The sequence below is a fragment of the Nostoc sp. DedQUE08 genome, from assembly GCF_034530895.1.
Lineage (GTDB): Bacteria > Cyanobacteriota > Cyanobacteriia > Cyanobacteriales > Nostocaceae > Nostoc.
In genome coordinates this window covers 24,823-48,279 of record NZ_JAVRCD010000061.1, presented here as the reverse complement: position 1 = coordinate 48,279, position 23,457 = coordinate 24,823, and the positions used below count along the sequence as shown (strand labels likewise).

Sequence of the window (23,457 nt, the reverse complement as noted above, 5' to 3'; positions counted from 1 at the left end):
TTCAGGGAAGTGAGTTGTTGCAGGCGGGCGATCGCTTCTGGCAGTGTCGTTAATTTGTTGTGGCTTAAATTCAGGGAAGTGAGTTGTTGCAGGCGGGCGATCGCTTCTGGCAGTGTCGTTAATTTGTTGACGCTTAAATACAGGGTGGTGAGTTGTTGCAGGCGGGCGATTGCTTCTGGCAATCTCGTTAATTGGTTGTAACTTAAATTCAGGGTGGTGAGTTGTTGTAGGCGGGCGATCGCTTCTGGTAGTCTCGTTAATTGGTTGCCGCTTAAATTCAAAACCTCCAACCATTCCAGTTCAAACACCTCAGCAGGAATTTCTGTTAATTTTTCCTCGTCATTAATAAGCCAATCATTGCTTAAATCTAATTCTTTAAGCTTTTTCTTTTTCGCTTCTCGGATTTTTTCAAGGTAACTTTGAGGCGTGTTTGCCATACTGAGGTTCAGCTGTCAACGAAAGTTATATATAATGCCCCTGATTCGCTGCACAATTTTGCAACTACTTATATTTTGCACTAATCCCAACAACCACCACAGGTTTTAGTCGATTTGAGTGGCTTTGGCTATTGGTTCTTAGAACTTCGAGTTTCAGGCGATCGCGGCTACTAATTGAGAATGCTACAAGATATCAAAGCAATTTACTATCTTGTGTAACACTACATGAGCGCTAATAATTTTTACGGAATCTAAAAATAATTTATGATTACCAATGGCTCAGATTAGCTTGTAAACGAGTCTTTAATACTCATTAATGGGGCTATGAACTCCGTTAATGAGTCTTTAATACTCGCCGATGAGTCTTTGATACTCGCCGATGAGTCTTTGATACTCGCGGACGAGTCTTTGATACTCACCGATGAGTCTTTGATACTCGCCGATGAGTCTTTGATACTCGCCGATGAGTCTTTGATACTCGCGGACGAGTCTTTGATACTCTTTTACTTTTTTAGCCCTTGTTTACGCGACTTCTCCAGCCCGAAAAATCTGTTCAGCAGTTAAATTCAACTCTGGGAACGCTGGCGACTGAATATGGTCATTTCCCCTAAATTGTCTAACCTGATACTCACCTTCAATTAGTTGGTAAATCGAGATAGTTGGTTGTTTAGGATTGCCAATAAACCGCCTACCACCTAAACCTAGATAATCTACAATCCAATATTCAGGAATACCCAAAGATTCGTAATCTTCTAACTTCAAAGCATAATCATCACTCCAGTTGGTTGAAACAACTTCTACAACCAACTTGACGGAACTACCCCGCGTAATGATAGATTCTTTTTGACAACGAGGCTCATCCATAACAGCTTGTCTATCAAGAACGATTACATCTGGTTCATAACCTGAATCAGTGTTAACTGACTTGATAAGGCATTCTTTAGGGATAAACCAAGGAATAGACAAACGGGTGATTTCAATAAACAAAGAACCATTGATAAACCCGGCTATCTCTGAGTGTTTCCCTGTTGGCTTAGGCATTTCAACAATTACCCCATCATGTAGTTCATAATGCCTGTCTGAAGATTCGGGATACCAGGCGATAAATTCATCAAATGTTACTTGTTTGGCTAAGGCTTGAGTCATACTTTGCCCTCTTTATGTCAAATTTGACCCCTCTCCAAACCTCTCCCCGACACGGAGAGAGGCTTAATCAGCGAACTGAGGTTAAACTTTCGCCGCCGCAGCACTTGGTAAACTCACTTTCAATCGTTTAAACATCGCTTCTCGTGCTTGTGTAGCGAGGCTATCGTCAAAAGATTTTAAGGTAATTTCCTGTTGATACTTTAGCCGCAGCGCTGTTTGAATTAACCAATCTGCAACAAAAGGATTTTTCGGTAACAAAGGGCCGTGAGAATAAGTAGCGATCGCATTCTGATAAAATGCTCCTTCTGTCCCATCTTCACCATTATTTCCCAAACCGTACACCACGCGCCCCAATGCTTCTACTTTCCCCAGTTTGGTGCGTCCGCCGTGATTTTCAAAGCCTACCAAATACGGTGTGCTACCTGTCATCTCTTTTAAATCTCGCGCTAGACGTGAGGCTGTCACTTCAATTACCAAGTTCCCAATACAGCGTTTAGTATTTTCACCAGGATGCACGGAAACTAAATCGAGTATTCCCAAACCATCAATTCGTTGTCCCAAGCCTGGTTCATAATAATGTCCCAGTAATTGAGGTGAACCACAAGTAAATACTCCTGGTGTGCCATTTTCGATTTTGTCGCGCATTGCATCAGCTTTCGTACCTTGCAAATCACGCATGACAATTTCTTGCTGACGATCTTGTGCGCCACCACCCACGATTACATCGACAGTTTTAATATCTGCGGCTGTGGAATTTTGATCCAGGGGTAACACTTTAACATCGTATCCCCGCCACTCGGCGCGACGTTCTATAGTAATTACATTACCGCGATCGCCATAAGTACTCATCAGCGTCGGATAAAGCCAACCAATTGTTAATTCCAAATTTTGAGAACTCATAAATTTAGGGAATGGGGAATAGGGACTGGGGACTGGGGACTAGGGACTGGGGATGGTGGGGCCCCCTCTGGGGATAAGGGGTAATGGGGACTGGGGGAGATGAGGAAGCAGAGAGTAATAAAGAATATCTCCTCTACTCCTTTGCACCTCTGTATGTATGCCTTTTCCCAATACCCAGTCCCCAGTCCCCAATTTCCCAGTCCCCAATTTAAAGAATTTTACGACCAGTAAGTACTTCTCGCACTTCTAGCATGGCTGAGTAGGTGGGTAGAATATGCAGAGTTTCATTCTCTGGTGTATGCTCTAATGCAGTAGCGATCGCTTGTCGCAAATCTTCTTCCACTATTAAATTTAAGTTACTCTCAGGGGACTTTTGGCTGTAACGTAGACGTAGTGCCATATCGTAGACGCGATCGCCACTCACTACTAAAGTCCCGCCGCGTTCGACTAGTTTCTCGGTATCCACGTCCCAAATCCAGGATACATCAGTGCCATCGGGCGTGCGATCGTTCAATACCAGCAGTGTGGTTTTATCTGTGCTTTGAGTAACTACGCGAATGGTTTCATTCGTTCCCACAGGATTTTTTGATAACAATATTCGCACTCGTTTACCGTTAATTACTAAATCTTCAGCCCGACCAAAAGCAGCTTGGAAGTTGTTAATAGTATCTCTGATTGTTGCTTCATCAATTCCTAATTCAATAGCCGCAGTTGCAGCCGCCAAAGTATTATATTTATTGTATAAACCAACTAGAATTTGCGACCATTCACTACTTTCGAGAGTCGGTTTACTTTTACTAAAACCACACTTAGGACAAGTAAAATCTCCCAAATGAGACAAATAAACACCCTTGTAATCTAGGGAATGTCCACATTTTGGACAATAAATAGAATCAACAGCGTGAGGAATAGCTTCTAGATAATGTTCTGGTTCATTCAAGCCAAAGAATAACACCCGTTGAGGTAACTGCTGACCAAGGTTAGATAAAGTTGGGTCATCAGCATTAGGAATTACCACCGTTTCTACTGGTAGGGTAGAAATAACTTTTGTCCAACGCTTACTAATTGTATCTACTTCGCCGTACCTATCGAGTTGGTCGCGGAACAAGTTTAAACAGAGAATGATTCGCGGCTGGAGTGGCGCTAATACTTTCGGTACAATATTTTCGTCAACTTCTAAAATGGCGTAATCAGTATTTAGCGTACCTAGTAAGTTGGTGCTTTCCAACAGCGCTGTCATCAGGCCATTTTCTAGATTTGCACCTGTAGAATTATGAGTGACACGAAAACCCTTGCGTTCTAGGATTGTGCATAAAAGCAGCGCTGTAGTGGTTTTGCCGTTAGTACCAGCAATTAAAATCACTCCGTTTTTAACTTGCTGACTCAATAATTGTAAAAGTCTGGGTTCAATGCGACGAGCAATCGAGCCTGGTAATACACTAGCAGCACCCAGACGGAGCGATCGCACTATAAAGGTCACACTCTTTGCCACTGACACCGCGAAACCCAATCGCAGTCTATCTATGAATTGTATTTTGTTTCCCACATCTGTACCCTAGTCTTCTGGCGGTTGTTAATTAAAAGTGCAAATTTAATCTTGTGAGTTTAGCGAATCCTGGCTAAAAAAGCCAGTATTCGCAATTTTAGATTTTGGATTGTTGCGCTACTTTACCTCTGTTTTGACTTCTGCGTAGCGATACCAGCCACTTGCGAGAGATAATCTCAGTAGGCGTTATCTTAAAAAATAGTGCGTGGGCGTAATTACATATCCAGCCCAGTTGGTCAAATTCAGCACAAACTCACAACAAGTAGTAGCTTGCAAGGTTCCTTTTGATGAATAGCACAAAGTTTCTTTTTTTACATAAACAAATTACTGGCTGGCAAAGGTGGTTGTCCAAATGCCTGTTGTTGCTTGTAAGTCTTTTCATTATAAGTATGCAACCTGCATCTGCTGGTCTGAATAATGATTTATATGATGGCAACATCTTTGTCGTTTATGCTGGCAATGGTTCATTGGTTCCTCCCAGACAGACACTAGCACAGACTTTAGCGGAACATAAACCCGTATTTTTGGCTTTTTATCTGGATGATAGTAGCGATTCCAAAAGATATGCCATTTCCATTTCACGGGTACAGGAATTCTACGGTCGGGTAGCAGAGATTATGCCGATTAATGTAGATACTATCCCGCAGAAAGAGACCTACGACCCAACTGAACCAGGATATTACTATGCTGGAAGCGTTCCTCAAGTAGTGGTGTTAAATAAGTCAGGTGAAGTAGTTTTGAATAAAAAGGGTCAAGTACCTTTTGAAGATATAGACGATGAATTTCGTAAAATCTTTGATTTATTACCACGCACTGAAACAGCACAGCTAAAGCGGCGAGCTTTTAACGAGTTTAGTAGTGAGTTAGCTAAGTAACCTATGGGGTAGACCAATTTGGTCTACCCTAATTTTTAGTTATATCTGTTACTACATTGCCGCCGATGTCAAAGGATAATGATTAGAAAGTTAATCTATAGTCTATAAGTCCGTAACAACTGATTAATGACTAATGACCAATGACCAATGACTAAATAGAGTGTATTCTGATGTCAAAGGTTTACACCACTCAGGAACTAATTCAAATTTTGGCAGCCGAACGCCAAGCTTGCCTGAAAGGAAAACGCTTAAAGTTAGAAATAAAAGTCTCTGGCAATCCTGTAATTGACCAGTTTATCAGAACTGATGGGTTGCAACAGTTTACTGCCTATCAAGATTTCAAAACTGCAATTCACGACTATCAGAGAGAAAATCGAGTTTCTGGTATTATTTGGCGGGAAATGACAGTTAAAGGAAAAAACTTGCATTATCCCGAAATAGATAGTGAGTTAATTGCCCTCAATGGTGACTTAGAGATATTAAAAGCCGCTAAAAATTCCATCGTAGAATTTTGGTATGAAGTCTCTATGGGGATGGATTTATATTTGAGTTTCAATAATAGTAAACAATACCAACAAATTGTCACCTCTGATGTAGAGAGAATTGTTCAGAGAACAGAGTGGGCAAGTTTATGTAAGTGGGAAAATTCTAGCTTTTTGGAAATGATTTTGCAGCTAGGATGGGGTAAACCAGAAGAAGCTTATTATAAACGAGGAAGACCGCGATCGGGTAGTGAATATATTCATGCAGTCAATCCCGGAAATCGCCCTATTGGTTGATTGATGTTGAGTAGGAATACTAAAACCCATGACAAAATGACGGACAGAATTGCGACATAATTGTGTTTACTTTGCTTTCTCAATAAGGCACTCTATCTGTAACAGAAATTTTACCTGTACAGATAAGTAGTAACAAGAAAGTACGTAATGTAATCAAGCGACTGGAAGCTGATGGTTGGTATCTTGATAGAACTAAAGGTAGTCATCGACAGTTCAAACATCCTGATAAACCCGGTGTGGTTACAGTTCCAGGTAAATTGTCTGACGACTTAGCCCCTGGTACTCTCAGTAGTATTTGGAGGCAAGCACAGTTATAAGGAGAACCGCAATGCAGTATGTAGTGGTGATTGAAAAGGCTGAAGGTAATTACTCTGCTTATGTCCCTGATTTACCAGGTTGTGTCGCTGTGGGTGAAACTTTAGAAGAAGTCAAGCAGATGATTGCAGAAGCTATTGAATTTCATATTGAAGGGATGCTAGAAGATGGTTTACCTATTCCTAAACCTACAAGCATCGCTCATGAGGTTGAAGTTGCAAACTATAGCAAAATCTAATTATAGAAAACTACTAAATTAGTACCAAATAATCTTTCTAATATTTTGTCAAATTAGTTTTGAGAGTTTGTAGTAAGGACTTTAGTGCTTAGAAAACAAGGACTAAAGTCCTTACTACGAACTTGTAAACAAACAATGCTTATCGACCTTGAACTATGGACTCTTGACTAGAGTTTTCAAGTTCTGGAAGTTCTACTCTAGCGGGTTTCCAACCACCTGCCCAAGCAAGGCATAGATGACGGAAGCGATCGCCCCGCACCTCAAAATTCGGGTACTGGTCGAAACTCGCACAAGCCGGAGATAGCAACACCACAGGCGCTTGATACTGCTTGGCTAATTCTGCCGACTTGGGAATTGCCCTTTCCATAGTTTCCACAATATGGTAGTTATGATACCCCACCTCTCGGAGACGTTTGGCAAATGCGGGTGCAGCCGAACCAATCAATAACACAGCAGCAGCTTTGGTTTGAATTTGTGCTAACCAAGCAGTATCATCACCTGCTTTAGCTTCTCCACCAGCAATTAAAATCGCTGGACTGTTAACAGATGCTAAACCTACTTCAGCCGCATCGTAATTAGTAGCTTTGCTATCGTTAATGAAATCAATACCTTCCCATGTGCAGATATGCTCCAGACGATGGGCAACACCAGGAAATTCCCGAACTGCACGCGCGATCGCATCACGATTAATTCCCGCTAATCTTGCTGTTGCTACTGCCATCAACAGATTTTGCTGGTTATGTTCTCCCACCATTCGCAAACTAGATACTTTCACAATCGGTTCTGGTGCCGAGGTTGCAGTCAATTTTTCCACAACCCAGCCGTCTTCGATGTAAAAGCCTTTTTCGCTAATCAGAAAATCTTTTCCTCTGACACTTGTCCAATAGGCATCAGGCCAAGCACTTAAACCTAACTGGCTCAAGTACGCATCATCGCCATTGAACACTTGCAACTCGGACTGACGCAATAGCTTGGCTTTGATGTTGTAATAGTTCTCTAAAGTCTTATGGCGACTAAGATGATCCGGTGTAAAAGTCGTCCAAACACCGATCCGGGGAGCAAGAGAACTCGAAGATTCTATTTGATAGCTGCTAACTTCCGCAATCACCCAATCGAGTGAAGAGTGAGGAGTTAGGAGTGAGGAGTTAGGAGTGAAGAGTGAGGAATTATCAAATGCCTCCGCTGCTTCCCCTGCTCCCTGCTCCCTGCTCCCTGCTCCCTGAGATAGGGCAACTTCACAAGCGGCGTAGCCAATATTACCGCAGGCGGGTGCATTTAATTCTGCTGCTTGGAAAATGGCAGAAATTAAAGCTGTGGTAGTAGTTTTGCCATTAGTGCCAGTAATTCCTACCCAAGGTAGCGATTGTAAATTTCGCCATGCGAGTTCCATTTCCCCAATGGTTTCAATACCTAATTGGCGTGCCTCAACTAATACGGGAATATCCCAAGGCACGCCAGGACTAACGACTATTAATTGCGGTAAATTAGCACCATTCAATTCTAGGGATTGTCCTAGTTTAACGGTTATTTGCTCGGCAGCGAGTTCTTGTTGTTGTTCTAGGAGGGTTTCGGAGGTGTTGCGATCGCTCAGCTCTACCTCCCAACCTTCCCGTTTCAACAATCTCGCCGCAGCAACACCGGACTTTCCCAATCCAATAACATGAGCTTTGGACATAGATTGCAGCAGAGTCCCTGGTTAAGCACTCCCTATAGTAGCCTTTCTTGGCAAAAATTACACAAGTTTTTGTTGACCTACGCTACAGATTTTTGACGATCGCACCGAAGTCAGCTAAAACACGGGCATGATTGCGAACTAATCCGAGCAGATGTAACCGATTACGCTTGATTTCTGGATCGGAGTCCATAACTAAAACGCTATCTGGCCCATCAAAGAAGTTACTAACTGCCGGAGCAATTTTTGTGAGTGCTGCTACTAATAGTTGATAATTTCGTGTCTGCTGTGCTGCTTGAGTTTGTGGTACTGATTCGATTAGTGCATTATACAAAGCGTCTTCAGAGGGCTTTTGGAATAATTCTTGACGAACTACGGTTGTCGGTTCTAGCTGTTTTGTATCCAAATCACCTTGAGCGGCTAATCGTGTGGAACGGTTAACGGTTTCGTAGATGTTATCTAAGGTACTGTCGTTGCGGATTTGTTGTAAGTACAAGGCGCGATCGCGGACATCCAATAAATCTTTTAACGTCCGTTCTGTGTATTCTGGGTCATTTTCTCCCAAAACTGCATTTACTAAGTCGTAATCAATCTGTTTTTCTTCTTGTAGTAAAGTACGGATGCGTTGCAAGAAAAACTCTTGTAATGCTGTGGTTAATAATGCCTGGTCTTTATGATATTTTGCTGCAAAGTCCGTGGCTATTTGTGCCAATAAATTATCTAAATTTATCGGTAAATTATCAAACCAAGCAATTTTCATTACAGCATTAGCCGCACGGCGTAAGGCGAAGGGATCGGATGAACCGGAAGGAATTAAACCTAAACCAAAGATACTCACTAAAGTATCTAATCTATCTGCCAAACCAACAATTTTACCCGTGAGTGTTTCCGGTAAAACATCACCGGCTCCCTTTGGCAAATAATGTTGATAAATTGCCTTTGCTACTTCGGCATCTTCATCACTGGCTAAGGCATATTTTTCTCCCATAATGCCTTGCAATTCGGGGAATTCATACACCATTTGAGTGACTAAATCTGCTTTACATAATAAAGCAGCACGTTGGATTCTTTGGCTTTGACTTTCCGCTAATTCTAATTGGCTGCTAATTTGCTCGGCGATTTTAACTATTCTATCTACCTTGGCACGCACCGAACCCAATTCTTCTTGGAAGGTGACTTTTTCCAATTGCGGTAAAAAGCTTTCTAATGGTTTAGTTAAATCAGCTTCGTAGAAAAATCTCCCATCAGCTAATCTGGCACGAATTACCCTTTCATTTCCGACGGCAACAATATCTGATTTTTTGGGATCGGCGTTAGAAATGGTGATGAAGTTGGGCAATAATTCTTGCTCAAAACTCCCTGGTTTGAATACAGGAAAATAACGTTGATGAGTAACCATGACTTCCGTAATTACCTCAGTTGGTAATTCCAAAAATTCTGGTTCAAATTTACCAACAACTGCGGAAGGATATTCTACAAGGTTGGTTACTTCCGCTAACAAATCGGGGTAAATTACTGTATACCCGCCTAAATTCTCTGCAACTGCATTTACTTGCTCTTTAATCAGATTTACCCGTTCTTCTGGGTCAACGGTGACATAAGCAGACTTGAGGGCGGTAACATAATCAGTCGCTTGGGCAATTGTCACAGGTTCAGGATGCAAAACCCGATGACCTTGGGAAATGCGATCGCTCTGAATAGTTTTAGAACCATTTACTAATTCTAAAGGCAGCACCGTCTCATCTAACAAAGCTACCAGCCAACGAATTGGTCGAGAAAACCTGGCATCCCCATTCCCCCAACGCATCAACCGCTTACCTTCTAAACCCCAAATCCACTGGGGAACAAGTTCTGTCAAAATTTCCGCCACAGGACGACCGGGAATTCTTTTTTGTACAAAGACAAATTCCCCTTTGTCAGTGGGGCGAACAGACAGCGCATCTAGTTCCACACCTTGCTTTTTGGCAAAGCCTGCTGCTGCTGCTGTTGGCTGACCATCTTTAAAGGCGGCTTGGGCGGGGGGCCCTTTAATTTCTTCTTCTCGATCTGGTTGCTGCGATGGTAGACCTTTAATCAATACCGCCAGCCGCCGGGGAGTACCGTATATCTGGACACTTTCGCCCTTGAGACTGTTTGTTTCCAGGCTTTGGGGAATGCGTTCCTGCCATTGCACTAAAGCATCACTGAGAAAACTTGCAGGTAGTTCTTCTGTACCAACTTCTAATAGAAACCCAGGCATATAACACTGTTTTCAACTTTGCGTAGCTCAACTTTATCAGTTATTCTCAGGCGATCGCTCGTGATTTTTAGCTGAATCGGTCATCGAAGAGAATAAAGGGAAAACCTCATAGTTAAAAATTCTAAATTCAACCAACATTAAAGATATTTTGTCTGCGGTACGCTATGCAAATAGACGAGGATTTTAACCCCTAATGTTAGAAGATCCCCCAGACTAACTGGGCTACGTAAAAACGCAGGGATTTCAAACCCTTTAATTTCGATAAATAAGGAATGGAAGTTAAGCTACGGTGGATTGCATAGAAAGAAGCGTAGACGCAGAGGAGTTTGTTGTCAGACATCACTATAGACTTGACATTTTATGCAAAACTTTATAAAACAAGTGCTTCTCTTCATAGATTCATTACATTACATACCGTATTTTATGCGGTATTTACGGATATATATTTCTATCGTAAGCTTAGTCTTGATTGATGCATTGATATATGCATCATGAGAATCAATTTTGGAGTTATGACCATGAAAAATATTCTCGCCCAAATTACTGCGATCGCAGCAACCAGTGTTGCGATCGCTACTAGTGCTAACAACCCAGCCCAAGCTATTGAATTAAACTTTAATTGGCAAGGTAATGCTGGTTACTCAGCAACAGGTTCATTTAGCTACGACGAAACTACAGCACCAACAATCATTTCAGAACTTGGTAGTGGAGCCACCAACTTTTTACAATCCTTGAATGTCTCCTTCTTAGACCCATCTAAAAATCTTCTGGGAACCTATAATACCGTTAGTGGTGGAGTATCAGAATCTAATTTCTTCGCTTTCAATTTTAATACTTCCACTCAGACATTATTTGGCCCCTTTGATGTCGCCGGAGGAACGGGTGTAATTGGAGAATATTTCTTTCAAGGAACGGTTGGCGACTCTTTGCAATTACGTCAGGATGTCGATCAACAAGGAACGTCAACAACACTAGATCAAAATTCTGGCTTTATTCAAGTATCCAAAGTTCCAGAGCCTGCTTCTTTGTTGGGTTTGCTAGCATTTGCTGGTTTGGGTATAGCTTCAACTCTAAAGAAAAAGCAAGCCTTTTACTAGAAATTAGGGCTTTCTAGTCAGAGCTTGCCAAATTTACTGAATCTCTATTCTAGCCCTACTAGTTCAGTTAACTAGTAGGGTTATCATATAACCTCATTAAAAATATGAGTGAAATTAATTTTACTTTTACCTCAGCATTTATTACTCAGCACTCAACACTGTTTTAGTCAGCGCCTTTGAACTACTCAAAAAGTGGGATTCTCCTCAATTAATACAATACTGGTGACTTGGTTAAAAATACTTCATGTGCCAGTTGAAAAGGCGGAATGAGGGTTATATGCATAACAGTGGATATAATGTTACAATTCCTCCAGTGTAAATTTAGGCATTGATTCGTAAATAAAGAGACCAACTCTTGTCATAATCATCAGAAAATAAAGTCTATATTTATCAATAATATCACCTGTTTATACAAAGTCATATTTTGATTTTTAAGTGTTTTATGCCTGACAAAAATTATCTTTTGAAAACTATAAAGAAAATTTATAAGCAATGTTTAACACCTTTTTTTTAATTAAACAATTTAACCAGTCAAAATACAGCATTTGTAAATAAATGAGGTAAGAAAAAACAGAGAGAAAAACCAGATATAAACAGTTTCTACCTCTGCTTCCTGCCTCTAAACCTATAGCTTTATGCAAAAGAAAACGTTGTAAGCAATAAAAATAGCAGCCCCTACTGGCTATTAATAAGTAATTTGCTCGTCTCATGCTGTATTCACAAAATTCACAAATAGTTCATGCATATTCTGATTTATTCCTACAACTATCATCCAGAGCCAATTGGAATTGCTCCGTTAATGACTGAATTGGCAGAAGGGTTAGTAAAGCGAGGTCATAAAGTGCGAGTGATTACGGGAATGCCCAACTATCCTCAGCGCGAAATTTACGATGGGTATCAAAATAAATGGTATCTTACGGAACAAAAAAATGGCGTTACAATTGCGCGAAGTTACGTGCGAATTAAGTCTAAACCTAACCTCGTAGATCGCCTGTTACTGGAGTTGAGCTTTGTTTTCACGAGCTTACCCCAAGCCTTTAAAGGTGGGCGACCAGATGTGATTATCTTAACAGTTCCGCCGCTACTAGGTACATTGCCAGCAACAACATTGGGCTGGTTATACAACTGCCCAGTAGTTCTAAATGTGCAAGATATTTTACCAGAAGCTGCTGTGCGTATCGGGCTATTAAAAAACAAGTGGATGATCCGAACTCTTGCAGCTTTAGAGAAATTTGCATATCGGACTGCACACACTATTAGTGTGATCGCTGATGGGTTTCGTGAGAATTTAGTAAATAAGGGAGTACCTGTTAATAAAATCGTTTGTATTCCCAATTGGGTAAATGTAAATTTCATTCGCCCGTTACCGAAACAGAGCAACTCTTGGATATCTAACCACCAATTAGATGGGAAATTTGTAGTACTTTATTCAGGCAACATTGCTCTAACGCAAGGTTTAGAGACAGTAATCGAAGCAGCCGTTTGTTTACGTCATATCAAGGATATTGTCTTTGTCATTGTTGGCGAATCAAGAGCATTGCAAAGATTGCAGGAATATTGTTTATCAAAGGGAGCAGATAATGTTTTGCTACTACCATTACAGCCGCGAGAAAAACTACCTGAAATGCTAGCGGCTTCTGATGTTGGGCTAATTGTGCAAAAGCACAATGTGATTTCGTTCAATATGCCTTCAAAAATACCACTTTTGTTGGCGAGTGGTCGCCCAATTGTGGGTTCAGTTCCCGCCACTGGTACTGCTGCTAAAGCCATCGAACTCAGTGGTGGTGGGATAGTTGTTGAACCAGAATCGCCCCAAGCAATGGCTGCTGCGGTGCGTAATTTATATGCTAATCCGGCTCTAATGACGAAGCTAGGTAACACAGGAAGACAATTTGCCGAAGAAAACTATTCCTTAGAGCAAGCGCTCGATCGGTATGAGTGGCTTTTTTCTCATATTGTTACCAACCGAAAATCAACTGTGGGGATTTTACCAAAATTCGATTCTAAGAAATCAGTTGTGGATGGTTGAAGGGGATTGAGGATTTCTCACTCGTTAGCTACACAAATAAAACCCCGATTGGAATAAATTAAATCACCCGAATGGGTGATTTAAAGATCAACCGGTCAGGTGAACTAACTGTAGGAAGTTGAGACTGCTCAAAAATAGGAATCTAGAGAACACTAATTGATTGCACGTCGTTCTCGGTGAGGATAACTTGATGATTAATAAAGCTGAATTAATCAGCGTAGGCGTAGCCCGCCGTACCATAGGGGGAAGCAAGCTAGGCGTTGGCAAAGCCTCTCGTAAAGAAGTGTCTTCTAGAGAAGGCATCGCCCCAGACTTTTTTCTTCCCTAAGATCAGTATTCAGTACTACTCAAGAGGGATAAACTCATCTATAAATAATACTAATCTCGTTTGCTATGTGGTTATAATGCAAGCAAGCGCTTGCAAACACTCATAGAAAACATTACCATCAAGTACGGCACAAACTTATGCACCCTTGATCTAATCAGCAACTAAGGTATTTGCAACGACAGGTTTAATCACAGCGACAACGCGAGAAATTACTCGTGTTGCTGCGGTCAATGAGGTAACTTTATTTCGTCATTTACATAACTACAAAAGCAACTGCTAACTTGCTCTAATTACCAAAACGATGCCTTCTCTACAAGACGCACTCGCGTTCGGCGGGCTACGCCTACGCTTTACAGGCAGAAGCTTTAGCTGCAACAACATCAACCGTGCTTTAGCTTAGAGAGAAAGCACTGTGTTTATACTGACTACCAAAAAACTATAAATTACACTTTAAGAAATTGAACGGAGTTAAGTAATGTACAAATCAACCATAATGTGCTGAACAAAATTCCTTGATTTTAGGTGCTAGACATCGTGAGCGATCGCCCAAATACCAAAACATATTTTTCACCAACCTAGAGAAAAAAGGGCTAAAAAACTATTCAAAATAATGCTTTTTTAGCGAAAAGTAGATTGCCCAAGTCTAAATCCACAAGACGAGAAAACGAAGATGTCCCATTCTGAGTTCCCTGACTCTCCCTTACCCATTGAAATAGAACAGCCTGCTGTTACTGATTCTAGTCAAGAGTCGCAACAATTGCCAGAGCGATCGCCTAAACCACCTCAAAAACGTCGTTGGCCCCTACTATTAGGAATCGTTTTATTAATTGCAGGTGTAGGTTTTGGTTGGCGCTGGTGGCAAACTAGTAATGCTAGCAATGCACCTGCGGCTGGGGCAAATGCCGGTCAACCTAGAGCAGTTCCAGTCAAGCTAGCGACAGTGAAAACTGAAACCGTTCAAGACAGTTCGGAGTTTATTGGCTCCTTAGAAGCTCCACGTTCAGTAATCATCAAGCCACAGGTTGAAGGGCGAATTACCGAGATTTTCATCCAAGAGGGCAACCGCGTTCAACAAGGACAAGTCATTATTAGTCTGCAAAGTGATAATGTCCAAGCTCAATTATTACAAGCTAGAGGCACACTGCAAGAAGCCCAAGCAAAGCTTGCTGAACTTCAAGCAGGTACGCGACAAGAAGAAATTGCCCAAGCCAGAGCGCAGTTAGCTCAAGCCCAAGCTCGCTTTAGAGATGCTCAATCGGGATCGCAACCAGAAGAAATTGCTCAGGCTGAGGCTCAAATTCAGTCAGCTAAATCTGATGTGGAACTAGCACAGTCACGCGCCAAACGATATGCACAATTGAGAAAAGAGGGCGCAGTTTCCCAAGATACCTTAGAAGGATATGTCAAAGAACAGCAAAGTGCTGAAGCTGCTCTGGTCGTAGCCCAGAAACGCCTAGACCAACTCCGCCAAAGCAGAAGATCGAGTATCAACGAGCTAGGTGGTGCTTTGGAACAACAAAAACAAAACTTAAGGCAACTAGAAAATGGTTCCCGCCCAGAAGAAATTGCCCAAGCGCGATCGCAAGTAACTCAAGCAGCTGCCCAAGTTCAAGCGGCCCAAGTCCAATTGCAATACACAAAAGTTCTAGCACCTTTCACTGGCATTGTTGGTGATATTCCAGCAAAAGTGGGAGATTATGTACAAAAAGCCGATCAACTCACTACACTAACTAGAAACGACTCTTTAGAACTGAATATTTCCGTTCCCGTAGCCGAAGCCAGAAAGTTGCGCTTGGGTTTACCTGTGCAAATGCTGGATGTCCAAGACAAACCCATAGCAAGGGGTAAGGTGAGTTTTATCTCCCCAAATGCTAGTTCCGATTCGCAGACAGTTTTGGTAAAAGCCAACTTTGGCAATTCGAGAAATCGACTGCTTAATCTTCAATCAGTGCAAACCAAAGTGATCTGGAACGAACGTCCGGGAATCTTAATTCCAGTTACAGCAGTATCTCGCTTGGGTGGAGAGACTTTTGTATTTGTAGCTGAAGCGCCAACAGAAAAGAACGCTGAACCAACAGAAAAAAAAGCTGAAGCACCAGCAGAAAAGAAAGCTGGAGCGCCATCTTTAGTTGCTCAACAAAAACCTGTGAAATTGGGAGTTATTGAGGGGAATAATTATCAAGTTATCGAAGGACTAAAAGCTGGAGACAAAATTGTTGTTTCCGGTATTCTCAACCTAACTAATGGCGCTCCCATTACTCCTGAAAAAGAAGAAGTTGGTAGCCAGAAGCCTTAGCTGAAGAGGGAACGATGAAGGCACGGGGGCAGAGGAGCAGAGGAGCAGGGGGGAAATAACCAATGCCCAATGTCCCTATGCCCCATGCCCAATGCCAAATACCAAATACCCAAAGCCCAATTTTTAAACTATGTTTGTTGACTTCTTTATTAAGCGGCCAATTTTTGCGTCGGTATGTGCGATCGTCATCCTTTTAACAGGATTAATTAGTATTCCCTCACTACCGATCGCTAGATTCCCAGAAATTAGTCCCACCCAAATCACTGTAACTTCCAACTATAGCGGAGCTAGTGCAGAAGTCGTAGAAAGCGGAGTGACAAATATCTTAGAAAGGCAAATCAACGGGGTTGAGGGACTAAGATATCTCACTTCTAGCAGCAGTAACGATGGTACTAGTACCATTACAGCCACCTTCGATTCATCGCGTGATAAAGATATTGCAGCTGTGGATGTGCAAAATCGTGTATCTGTTGCCCAGCCACAACTACCAGACTCTGTGCAACGCACGGGAGTACGAGTATCAAAAGAATCTAGTAACATCCTCTTAGCGATTGGTTTATTCGCTGAAAATAAAGAGTACGACAATACATTCTTAAGTAACTATGCCGACCTTTACTTAGCAGATGCCTTAAAAAGAGTCAAAGGTGTGAGCAACGTTCAAATTTTTGGCGAACGCCGCTATGCAATGCGCCTGTGGTTAGATCCAACTCGCCTTGCCAATCGGGGGCTAACAACTCAGGATGTAGCGAATGCTTTATCTGAACAAAACTTGCAAGTTGGTGCAGGGAGAATTGGACAAGAACCTGCTCCTGAAGGACAAAGGTATCAACTTGATGTGCGTGCTGCTAGCCGATTAGCAGAACCATCAGAATTTGAAGAAATTGTCCTCAAAACTGGAGATGATAACACATTAGTCAAGCTCAAAGATGTCGGTAGAGCAGAACTGGGTGCAGAAAACTACAGTTCATTTCTAAGATTTCGTGGTAACGATGCTGTCGGTTTAGGGATTTATCAGATTCCTGGTAGTAATGCCTTGGATGTAGCCAAGGGAGTCAAAGCCGAAATTGCGCGATTGGCTCCAAGTTTTCCTCCAGGCATGAAATATCAGGTAGCTTTTGACACAACCATGTTTGTCGAAGAGTCGATGGCAGAAGTGCTTAAAAGCCTGATTGAATCGGTGGTGCTGGTTGTAATTGTAATTTTTGTGTTTTTGCAGGACTGGCGAACTACCTTAATTCCCGCAATTACTATTCCGCTTTCCTTCATTGGGATATTTGGCTTCGTCAAAGTTTTTAACTTTTCAATTAATAGTTTGACTTTGTTTGGTCTGACTTTAGCATCAGGGATGGTGGTAGATGATGCGATCATTGTAGTAGAGCAAATCAGCCGCTTTATTCAGGATAGAGGTATAAATCCTCGCCGAGCCGCTAGTGAATCAATGGCGGAACTATTTGGCGCGGTGATTGCCACTTCATTAGTGTTGATGGCGGTATTTGTACCAGTGGCGTTCTTTCCGGGAACCACAGGCGCACTTTATCGGCAATTTGCGCTAACGATCGCCTTTTCCATTGCGATTTCGACTTTTTTGGCTTTGACTCTGATACCTTCTTTGTGTGGGGTGTTGTTGCGTCAAGGACAAAGACCTTCAGGCTGGCTGGGTTGGATTTTTGGGCAGATAAATCGCTTTCTTGACTGGGTACAGCATAGTTATAAGCGATCGCTTACCTTTCTAGCACGCATCAAAGGTATTGTAATTGGGTTGTTTATTGTTTCCTTGGGAATGACTGCTTGGCTGTACATGACAGTACCGACAGCTTTTCTACCCGATGAAGACGAAGGTTACTTTATCACAATTATCCAAGGGCCGCAAGGCGTATCGCTGCAATATACCAGCGATGTGATTGCACAGGTAGAAAAAGAAATTCTGAAAATTCCTGAAGTAGTGGGGACTTTTGCGATCGGAGGATTTGGTTTTAGTGGTAGCACCGCCAATAGCGGCATCATATTTACCACTTTAAAATCATGGGATGAGCGCTCAAAACCCGATCAATCAGTACAGGCGATTATTGGCAGCTTGCAAGGGAAGTTGATGGCAATCCCAGAAGCCAGAGTTTTCCCTGTGAACCCCCCAGCAATTCAGGGTTTAGGCAACTTTGGCGGCTTCGTCTTTCAACTGCAAGACCGCAGAGGTAACAGTGGCTTAGAAAATTTGGTGCAGTCGATGGGTAAGTTGCTAGGTAAAGCTAATCAAACACCAGGATTACAAGCTGTATTTAGCACCTTTGCCGCAGATACACCACAATTGCTTGTGGAAGTAGACCGCAATAAAGCCAAATCATTGCAAGTTTCCATAGATGATGTCTTCAGTACTTTACAAACTGCTTTGGGATCGCAATATGTAAATGATTTCAATCTCCAGCAGCGCAATTACCGGGTGTATATCCAGGCAGATCAACAGCATCGTTCCAACCCAAAAGATATTGATAAACTGTACGTTCGTTCTCAAAAGAATCAAATGATTCCTTTAAGTAACTTAGTCACAGTTACTTCGACTGTGGGAGCGCAAACGATAAATCACTACAATCTGTTCCGCTCAATTGAAATTAATGGTGCCGCCGCCCCTGGCTCTAGTTCTGGAGACGCAATTAAAGCAATGGAACAAGTTGCTAAAGAAGTTTTACCAGCAGGTTATGGCTATGAATGGTCAGGGACTGCATTAGAAGAAATAGATTCTGGCGGTTTAGCACCCCTGATCTTTGGATTAGGATTGGTATTTGTATTTTTGGTACTAGCTGCTCAATACGAAAACTACATTGACCCCTTTATCATTCTGTTATCAGTTCCCTTAGCTATCTTTGGAGCGCTTGTAGCTCAATCGTTACGGGGTTTTTCTAATGATGTTTACTGTCAAATTGGTCTAGTAATGTTGATTGGTTTAGCTAGTAAAAACGCTATTTTAATTGTGGAGTTTGCTAACCAATTGCGAGATCAAGGTCTTTCAATGACTAAAGCTGTAATTGAAGCTTCACAAGAACGGTTACGTCCAATTTTGATGACTGCTTTTGCTACTCTTCTAGGAATTTTTCCCTTGGCTAATTCCACGGGTGCCGGCGCAGGAAGTCGCCAATCTTTGGGAACAGCAGTATTTGGTGGGATGTTAATCGCTACTTTCTTGAGTTTGTTTGTCGTCCCAATTTTGTATATCGTCATTAAGACGATAACAGAGCGATTTATCAAACCAAATCGGCATCAAGAAATAACAGTTGAAGCTGCGTCATTGAATGGTAACACTGCTATATATTCAACAAAATCTGAGGATTGAGTATTTCTCGTTATCGATTGAAGCAAATCAATTTAGAGTTAAATTAGCGGCTGATGTCCTTGTATTAAGTTTATATACAACTAGCGATCGCTAAATAAATCTAGATATCTGCTATAGCACACCTTATTCTGAAGATGAATGGAACCTCTTACAAATCAAACGAATTAAACAGCTAGAGAAAAAATTGAATTTGTAGACCGATTGCAAAAATTCCACAACGCCCTCAAAACCATGTGGGCATAATGACAAACCAGAATGTACAGTACAAATGTACGCTGAAATCAAGACAATGGTAACAATAGCAGTCAATCCCTATCTCGATGGCAATTTTGCTCCAGTTCATGAAGAAATCACCACCGACAAATTGCCAGTTATCGGTGAATTACCCCTTGACCTATCAGGGATGTTTGTGCGCAATGGCCCTAACCCTCAATGGACGCCTATCGGTCAATATCATTGGTTTGATGGGGATGGGATGTTGCATGGTGTGCAAATTAGCAACGGCATAGCCACTTATCGTAACCGCTACGTCCAGACTTTTGGATGGAAAAAAGAACGAGAAGCAGGTAAAGCTATCTGGACTGGGTTGTTAGAACCACCACAAATGGATAACCCCCACGGTCGCTACAAAAATACTGCCAATACTGCCTTAGTGTGGCACGCTGGTCAAATGTTGGCGCTAAACGAGGGGGGTAAACCTCACGCCATCAAGCTGCCTGAATTAGAAACCATTGGCGAATATAGCTACAATGGCAAGCTGGTTTCTGCCTTCACAGCCCATCCCAAAGTAGACCCAGTTACAGGGGAAATGATCTTCTTTGGCTATTCTCTGTTTGCACCACCGTATGTGCAATATAGTGTGGTCTCAGCACAAGGCGAACTGTTGCGGACGGTGCCAATTGAACTGCCAATAGGCGTGATGATGCACGATTTTGCCATCACTGAAAACTACACAATTTTCATGGATTTGCCGCTGACTTTTAACCTAGAGCGATCGCAACGGGGAGAACCCGTAATGATGTTTGAGCGCGATCGCCCTAGTCGCTTTGGCATTGTACCACGTCATGGTGACAACAGTAATATCCGCTGGTTTGAAAGTCCTGCTTGCTACGTCTTCCATACCCTCAACGCTTACGAAGAGGGAGACGAAGTAGTGCTAATTGCCTGTCGTATGAGTTCTACAACTGTTTTGAGTTCTGATGATTCGCAACCCGATCCAAACGCAAATATTCCCCGTTTGCATCGCTGGCGATTTAACCTTAGCACGGGGACAGTACGTGAAGAAATGTTGGATGATGTAGCTTCCGAATTTCCCCGCGTCAACGAAAATCGATTGGGGCGACAAAACCGATATGGCTACACTAACAAAGCAGCAAATAGTCCCGTACCTTTATTTGATGGTATCATTAAATACGACTTCAGCAATGGAAAATCCCAAATACATGAATTTGGGCAGGGGCGCTATAACGGTGAAACTGTGTTTGCGCCGCGTCCTGATGCAACGGCTGAGGATGATGGTTGGCTGATGACTTTCGTCCATGATGAGGGTTCAGATACTTCAGAATTAGTAGTAGTGAATGCCCAAGATATAACAGCTGAACCTGTAGCGCGGGTGATAATTCCTCAGCGAGTGCCTTATGGCTTTCATGGCGCTTGGTTTGCTGCAAAATAGCTAAATGGGCGGTTAGAAACCTTGTTTACACAGACAAAACCCGCTTAGGCGGGTTTCAAATTCTTTGAGTCAGCGCAGGCGGACTTGGCTTGTGTAACCACGATTTCTAATCGCCAGGTTATCCCTAATACCTTGGATTAAGAGTTATTGGTGTAAATAATTGGTCTTTCAAGACGCGATAAATCGAGTTCTGGGCTTATATGAACTCCCCCACAAATTATTTTTCCCTATATCCGCCAGCGTAGTCAATCACGCAGATTGTTCTGTATGATTTGTGAGTTCCATAAGCAACACCAGAGACTTTAAAAGCACCATTAAAAATGTTTTTTCGATGGCCGCGATCGCTCACACCATCATCAATAATTAACTGCATGACGATATCTTGAGCGCTGTTTGGCCCATAACTGATATTTTCACCTGCGGTTGTTTGCCATTTACCATAGCGGTTGATGCGAGTAAAAGGGTTGCTACCATCACTACCATCATGACCTATAGCACCTTTTGGGCCTTGGTCTTTTACGTGATCTTTTGCTCCTAAAGACATACCCTTAGATGCACTCAAGGCTCCTACAGGACGTGCTGATTTGAGAAATGCGATCGCTTCATCAACTGCTTTGACTCCTTCTTGAGTTCGTAGATAAGTATTATTAGAAATTTTGACTCGGTTCCCCTCAAAGCGCTTCCTATAGTTTTCCAGAACCGGGAGGTATGCTTTAGGATTTGTTCTTACCTTATTTGTTTCAACAATTACCTGTTGTTCCAATGGTGAAAGGTAACTCGCCTTTGCTAATAAAATTGGACTAGTTTGTTTAACTACTGCTGGGTTAGAGTTGGCTACAGACGGGTTAGATTGAAGTAGTTGATTTGAGCACCCCAATATCAAGGTAATTGGCAAAAATACCCAAAAATTCATGCGACGCATCGATTACCTCACAATTTTTCTATGGATTAATTTAGTGAATTAGAAGAAATAAGAATTTTCAACGCACAGATAAGTCTGTATACGCTTCTGCCGTTAGAAACGATATCAGGGCTTAAGTAAATTTGCTAAAGAAAGCGCAGATTAACGCGCTAATAATATTGATAAAGTTGCGATTGCCTTTGTTCCTAAAGTGTTACAATCCATCACTTAACACCTGTTGTAACATTGAAAACACTAAAACGTAAATAATAACAAAAATTTTTTTACACTTTCAAAAACCAGCGTTGCCGATACATCAGAAAACCAACAGCCCACCACAACAACACGGTGACTAAGGCAAATAACAGGGAACCATTCAGCACACCCGCCCAAGATGCGAAAAAATTCTGGTAAATCCAATTGTAGGTACTAGGAGCGTCTTTGCCGGTGCCAATAGTGGTTTTGACTAAAATTTTAATTAACAAAACCGATGCAACGAAAAGAGCGATCGCATTTAAGCCCATAATTTCAAAAGGTTTACTCCAGCGACGCATCAGCCGTACTTCGATAAGTTCATAACAAGCTGCTAGTAATAATAACGCCCAACCTGTTGTAAATACTACATAAGAACTTGTCCACAGCTTTTTGTTAATTGGGAATGTCCACCCCCATGTCCAACCGATAATTAAGCAACCGACTCCAAATAATCCTAAACCGATACTTGTACGTGACTGTACAGGTTGACTGCGTATCCATTGACCTGTGAAGTAGCCAGCAAGGACGCTTACTATCGCGGGAATAGTGCTGAAAAGTCCTTCTGGATCTCCCATAAAGTTGAAACCATCACCTTTGTATAAATGTGCTTTGGGAATAATCAGGCGATCGACATAAGCACCGAAATTACCTTCTCGCGTCAAAACTCCCGCACCATGCTCCGGTACTGCTACATACATCATCGTTAGCCAGTAGCCAATGAGTAGCACTGCTGCTAGTATCCATCGGCCTTTGCGCGGAAGGTTGAGAACAGCTAGGGAAGCCAGCAGATAGGTAAGGCTGATCCGCTGCAACACTCCCATAATGCGGATACTACTCAAATCAAAAGTCCAAATACCTTGATTCCAAAAGCCATTTAGTAGTAATCCCAAGGCAAAGAGAATAGCGGCGCGCCGCAATATCCGCCAGTAAACAGCTGAGGTTGGTTTATTGCCTTCGCTGTATTTTGACAGCGAGAAAGTCATCGCTACACCGACAATGAAGAGAAAGAAGGGAAATACCAAGTCCGTTGGTGTGCAGCCGTGCCAATCGGCGTGAGCTAAGGGAGGATATACATCATCTGCGACACCCGCCATATTAACGAGAATCATTCCAGCGATGGTAATGCCGCGAAAAACATCCAGTGAAGTCAGGCGCATAAGCGGAATTTTATGTTAGATGAGTATCTAAAGTACTCCGCTTGATGCGGGTAAGCAAGCAAAATTTATAGGTTTACTTACCAAATATAGTTTTTGATCAAGGTTCCTGCCCATACTATTTTGTATGAAAGAAGTACGCGATCGCACCCAGACCACAGTTTTAGTTTAGCTATTCAAAAAGGATTGGTAGTACTAGAACTGTTAATAAAGCTAGATATACTCAAATTTCAATCAATCTATCTATCGTTATTTA

19 protein-coding genes are annotated in these 23,457 nt (G+C 42.1%); 11 read left to right on the top strand and 8 right to left on the bottom strand.

The genetic code is table 11. From position 1 onward, the window contains the following. Positions 1-437: leucine-rich repeat domain-containing protein (locus RMY64_RS29750; protein WP_322701889.1), on the bottom strand; the 437-nt coding region annotated here is incomplete at its 3' end. A gap of 324 nt (positions 438-761) precedes the next feature. On the opposite strand from RMY64_RS29750, the gene RMY64_RS29745 reads away from it, so the two are divergent. Next, complete coding sequence (locus tag RMY64_RS29745) at positions 762-1,001, top strand: hypothetical protein (RefSeq protein ID WP_322701888.1); 240 nt, start codon at positions 762-764, stop codon at positions 999-1,001. On the opposite strand, the gene RMY64_RS29740 is transcribed toward RMY64_RS29745, so the two are convergent. The 3 genes from RMY64_RS29740 to RMY64_RS29730 all read right to left on the bottom strand — a co-directional run bounded on the left by RMY64_RS29740 (position 960) and on the right by RMY64_RS29730 (position 4,029). Further along, positions 960-1,583: a Uma2 family endonuclease gene (locus tag RMY64_RS29740; RefSeq protein WP_322701887.1), complete on the bottom strand. Its 624-nt coding sequence runs from the start codon at positions 1,581-1,583 to the stop codon at positions 960-962. The genes RMY64_RS29745 and RMY64_RS29740 overlap by 42 nt on opposite strands. Positions 1,584-1,664: 81 nt before the next feature. Further along, positions 1,665-2,483: a type 1 glutamine amidotransferase gene (locus tag RMY64_RS29735; protein WP_322701886.1), complete on the bottom strand. Its 819-nt coding sequence runs from the start codon at positions 2,481-2,483 to the stop codon at positions 1,665-1,667. Positions 2,484-2,691: 208 nt separating this feature from the next. Continuing rightward, the gene (locus RMY64_RS29730; protein WP_322701885.1) at positions 2,692-4,029 is read right to left on the bottom strand and encodes a Mur ligase family protein; all 1,338 of its coding nucleotides are present in this window, start codon (positions 4,027-4,029) and stop codon (positions 2,692-2,694) included. Between the two features lie 287 nt (positions 4,030-4,316). Between RMY64_RS29730 and RMY64_RS29725 the strand changes: the two genes are divergently transcribed. The 4 genes from RMY64_RS29725 to RMY64_RS29710 all read left to right on the top strand — a co-directional run bounded on the left by RMY64_RS29725 (position 4,317) and on the right by RMY64_RS29710 (position 6,236). Continuing rightward, on the top strand, positions 4,317-4,904 hold the full coding sequence (locus RMY64_RS29725) for a thylakoid membrane photosystem I accumulation factor (protein ID WP_322684607.1): 588 nt from the start codon (positions 4,317-4,319) through the stop codon (positions 4,902-4,904). A gap of 170 nt (positions 4,905-5,074) precedes the next feature. Continuing rightward, positions 5,075-5,683 (top strand): hypothetical protein, encoded by a 609-nt coding sequence (locus RMY64_RS29720; protein ID WP_322674968.1) that lies wholly within the window; start codon positions 5,075-5,077, stop codon positions 5,681-5,683. Positions 5,684-5,790: 107 nt separating this feature from the next. Further along, positions 5,791-6,000, top strand: coding sequence for a type II toxin-antitoxin system HicA family toxin (locus RMY64_RS29715; protein WP_409882439.1), 210 nt, complete (start codon positions 5,791-5,793; stop codon positions 5,998-6,000). Positions 6,001-6,011: 11 nt separating this feature from the next. Next, entirely contained in the window at positions 6,012-6,236 is a 225-nt protein-coding gene (locus RMY64_RS29710; protein ID WP_289796608.1) for a type II toxin-antitoxin system HicB family antitoxin, read from the top strand. A 139-nt stretch (positions 6,237-6,375) separates the two neighbouring features. Here the strand turns inward: RMY64_RS29710 and murD are convergent, their stop codons facing one another. Beyond that, positions 6,376-7,911 (bottom strand): UDP-N-acetylmuramoyl-L-alanine--D-glutamate ligase, encoded by a 1,536-nt coding sequence (gene murD, locus RMY64_RS29705; protein ID WP_322701884.1) that lies wholly within the window; start codon positions 7,909-7,911, stop codon positions 6,376-6,378. Positions 7,912-7,993: 82 nt separating this feature from the next. Next, on the bottom strand, positions 7,994-10,147 hold the full coding sequence (gene glyS, locus RMY64_RS29700) for a glycine--tRNA ligase subunit beta (RefSeq protein ID WP_322701883.1): 2,154 nt from the start codon (positions 10,145-10,147) through the stop codon (positions 7,994-7,996). A 518-nt stretch (positions 10,148-10,665) separates the two neighbouring features. Between glyS and RMY64_RS29695 the strand changes: the two genes are divergently transcribed. From RMY64_RS29695 to RMY64_RS29670, 6 genes are all read left to right on the top strand, one after another. Then, positions 10,666-11,244, top strand: a complete 579-nt coding sequence (locus RMY64_RS29695) for a PEP-CTERM sorting domain-containing protein (protein ID WP_322701882.1) — start codon at positions 10,666-10,668, stop codon at positions 11,242-11,244. A 739-nt stretch (positions 11,245-11,983) separates the two neighbouring features. Beyond that, a complete protein-coding gene (locus RMY64_RS29690; RefSeq protein WP_322674964.1) occupies positions 11,984-13,273 on the top strand; it encodes a glycosyltransferase family 4 protein in 1,290 nt (429 codons plus the stop codon). Between the two features lie 190 nt (positions 13,274-13,463). Next, the gene (locus RMY64_RS29685; RefSeq protein ID WP_322690204.1) at positions 13,464-13,601 is read left to right on the top strand and encodes a hypothetical protein; all 138 of its coding nucleotides are present in this window, start codon (positions 13,464-13,466) and stop codon (positions 13,599-13,601) included. 670 nt (positions 13,602-14,271) lie between these two features. Further along, positions 14,272-15,897 carry an efflux RND transporter periplasmic adaptor subunit gene (locus tag RMY64_RS29680; RefSeq protein WP_322701881.1) on the top strand — a complete coding sequence of 542 codons (1,626 nt, stop codon included), beginning with the start codon at positions 14,272-14,274 and terminating at the stop codon, positions 15,895-15,897. Positions 15,898-16,027: 130 nt separating this feature from the next. After that, positions 16,028-19,219 (top strand): efflux RND transporter permease subunit, encoded by a 3,192-nt coding sequence (locus RMY64_RS29675; protein ID WP_322701880.1) that lies wholly within the window; start codon positions 16,028-16,030, stop codon positions 19,217-19,219. A 289-nt stretch (positions 19,220-19,508) separates the two neighbouring features. Then, a complete protein-coding gene (locus tag RMY64_RS29670; protein ID WP_322701879.1) occupies positions 19,509-20,891 on the top strand; it encodes a carotenoid oxygenase family protein in 1,383 nt (460 codons plus the stop codon). A 217-nt stretch (positions 20,892-21,108) separates the two neighbouring features. On the opposite strand, the gene RMY64_RS29665 is transcribed toward RMY64_RS29670, so the two are convergent. Both RMY64_RS29665 and RMY64_RS29660 read right to left on the bottom strand, forming a co-directional pair. Then, the gene (locus RMY64_RS29665; RefSeq protein ID WP_322701878.1) at positions 21,109-21,813 is read right to left on the bottom strand and encodes a CAP domain-containing protein; all 705 of its coding nucleotides are present in this window, start codon (positions 21,811-21,813) and stop codon (positions 21,109-21,111) included. Between the two features lie 263 nt (positions 21,814-22,076). Beyond that, positions 22,077-23,204 (bottom strand): acyltransferase family protein, encoded by a 1,128-nt coding sequence (locus RMY64_RS29660; RefSeq protein ID WP_322701877.1) that lies wholly within the window; start codon positions 23,202-23,204, stop codon positions 22,077-22,079. Positions 23,205-23,457 lie beyond the last annotated feature (253 nt).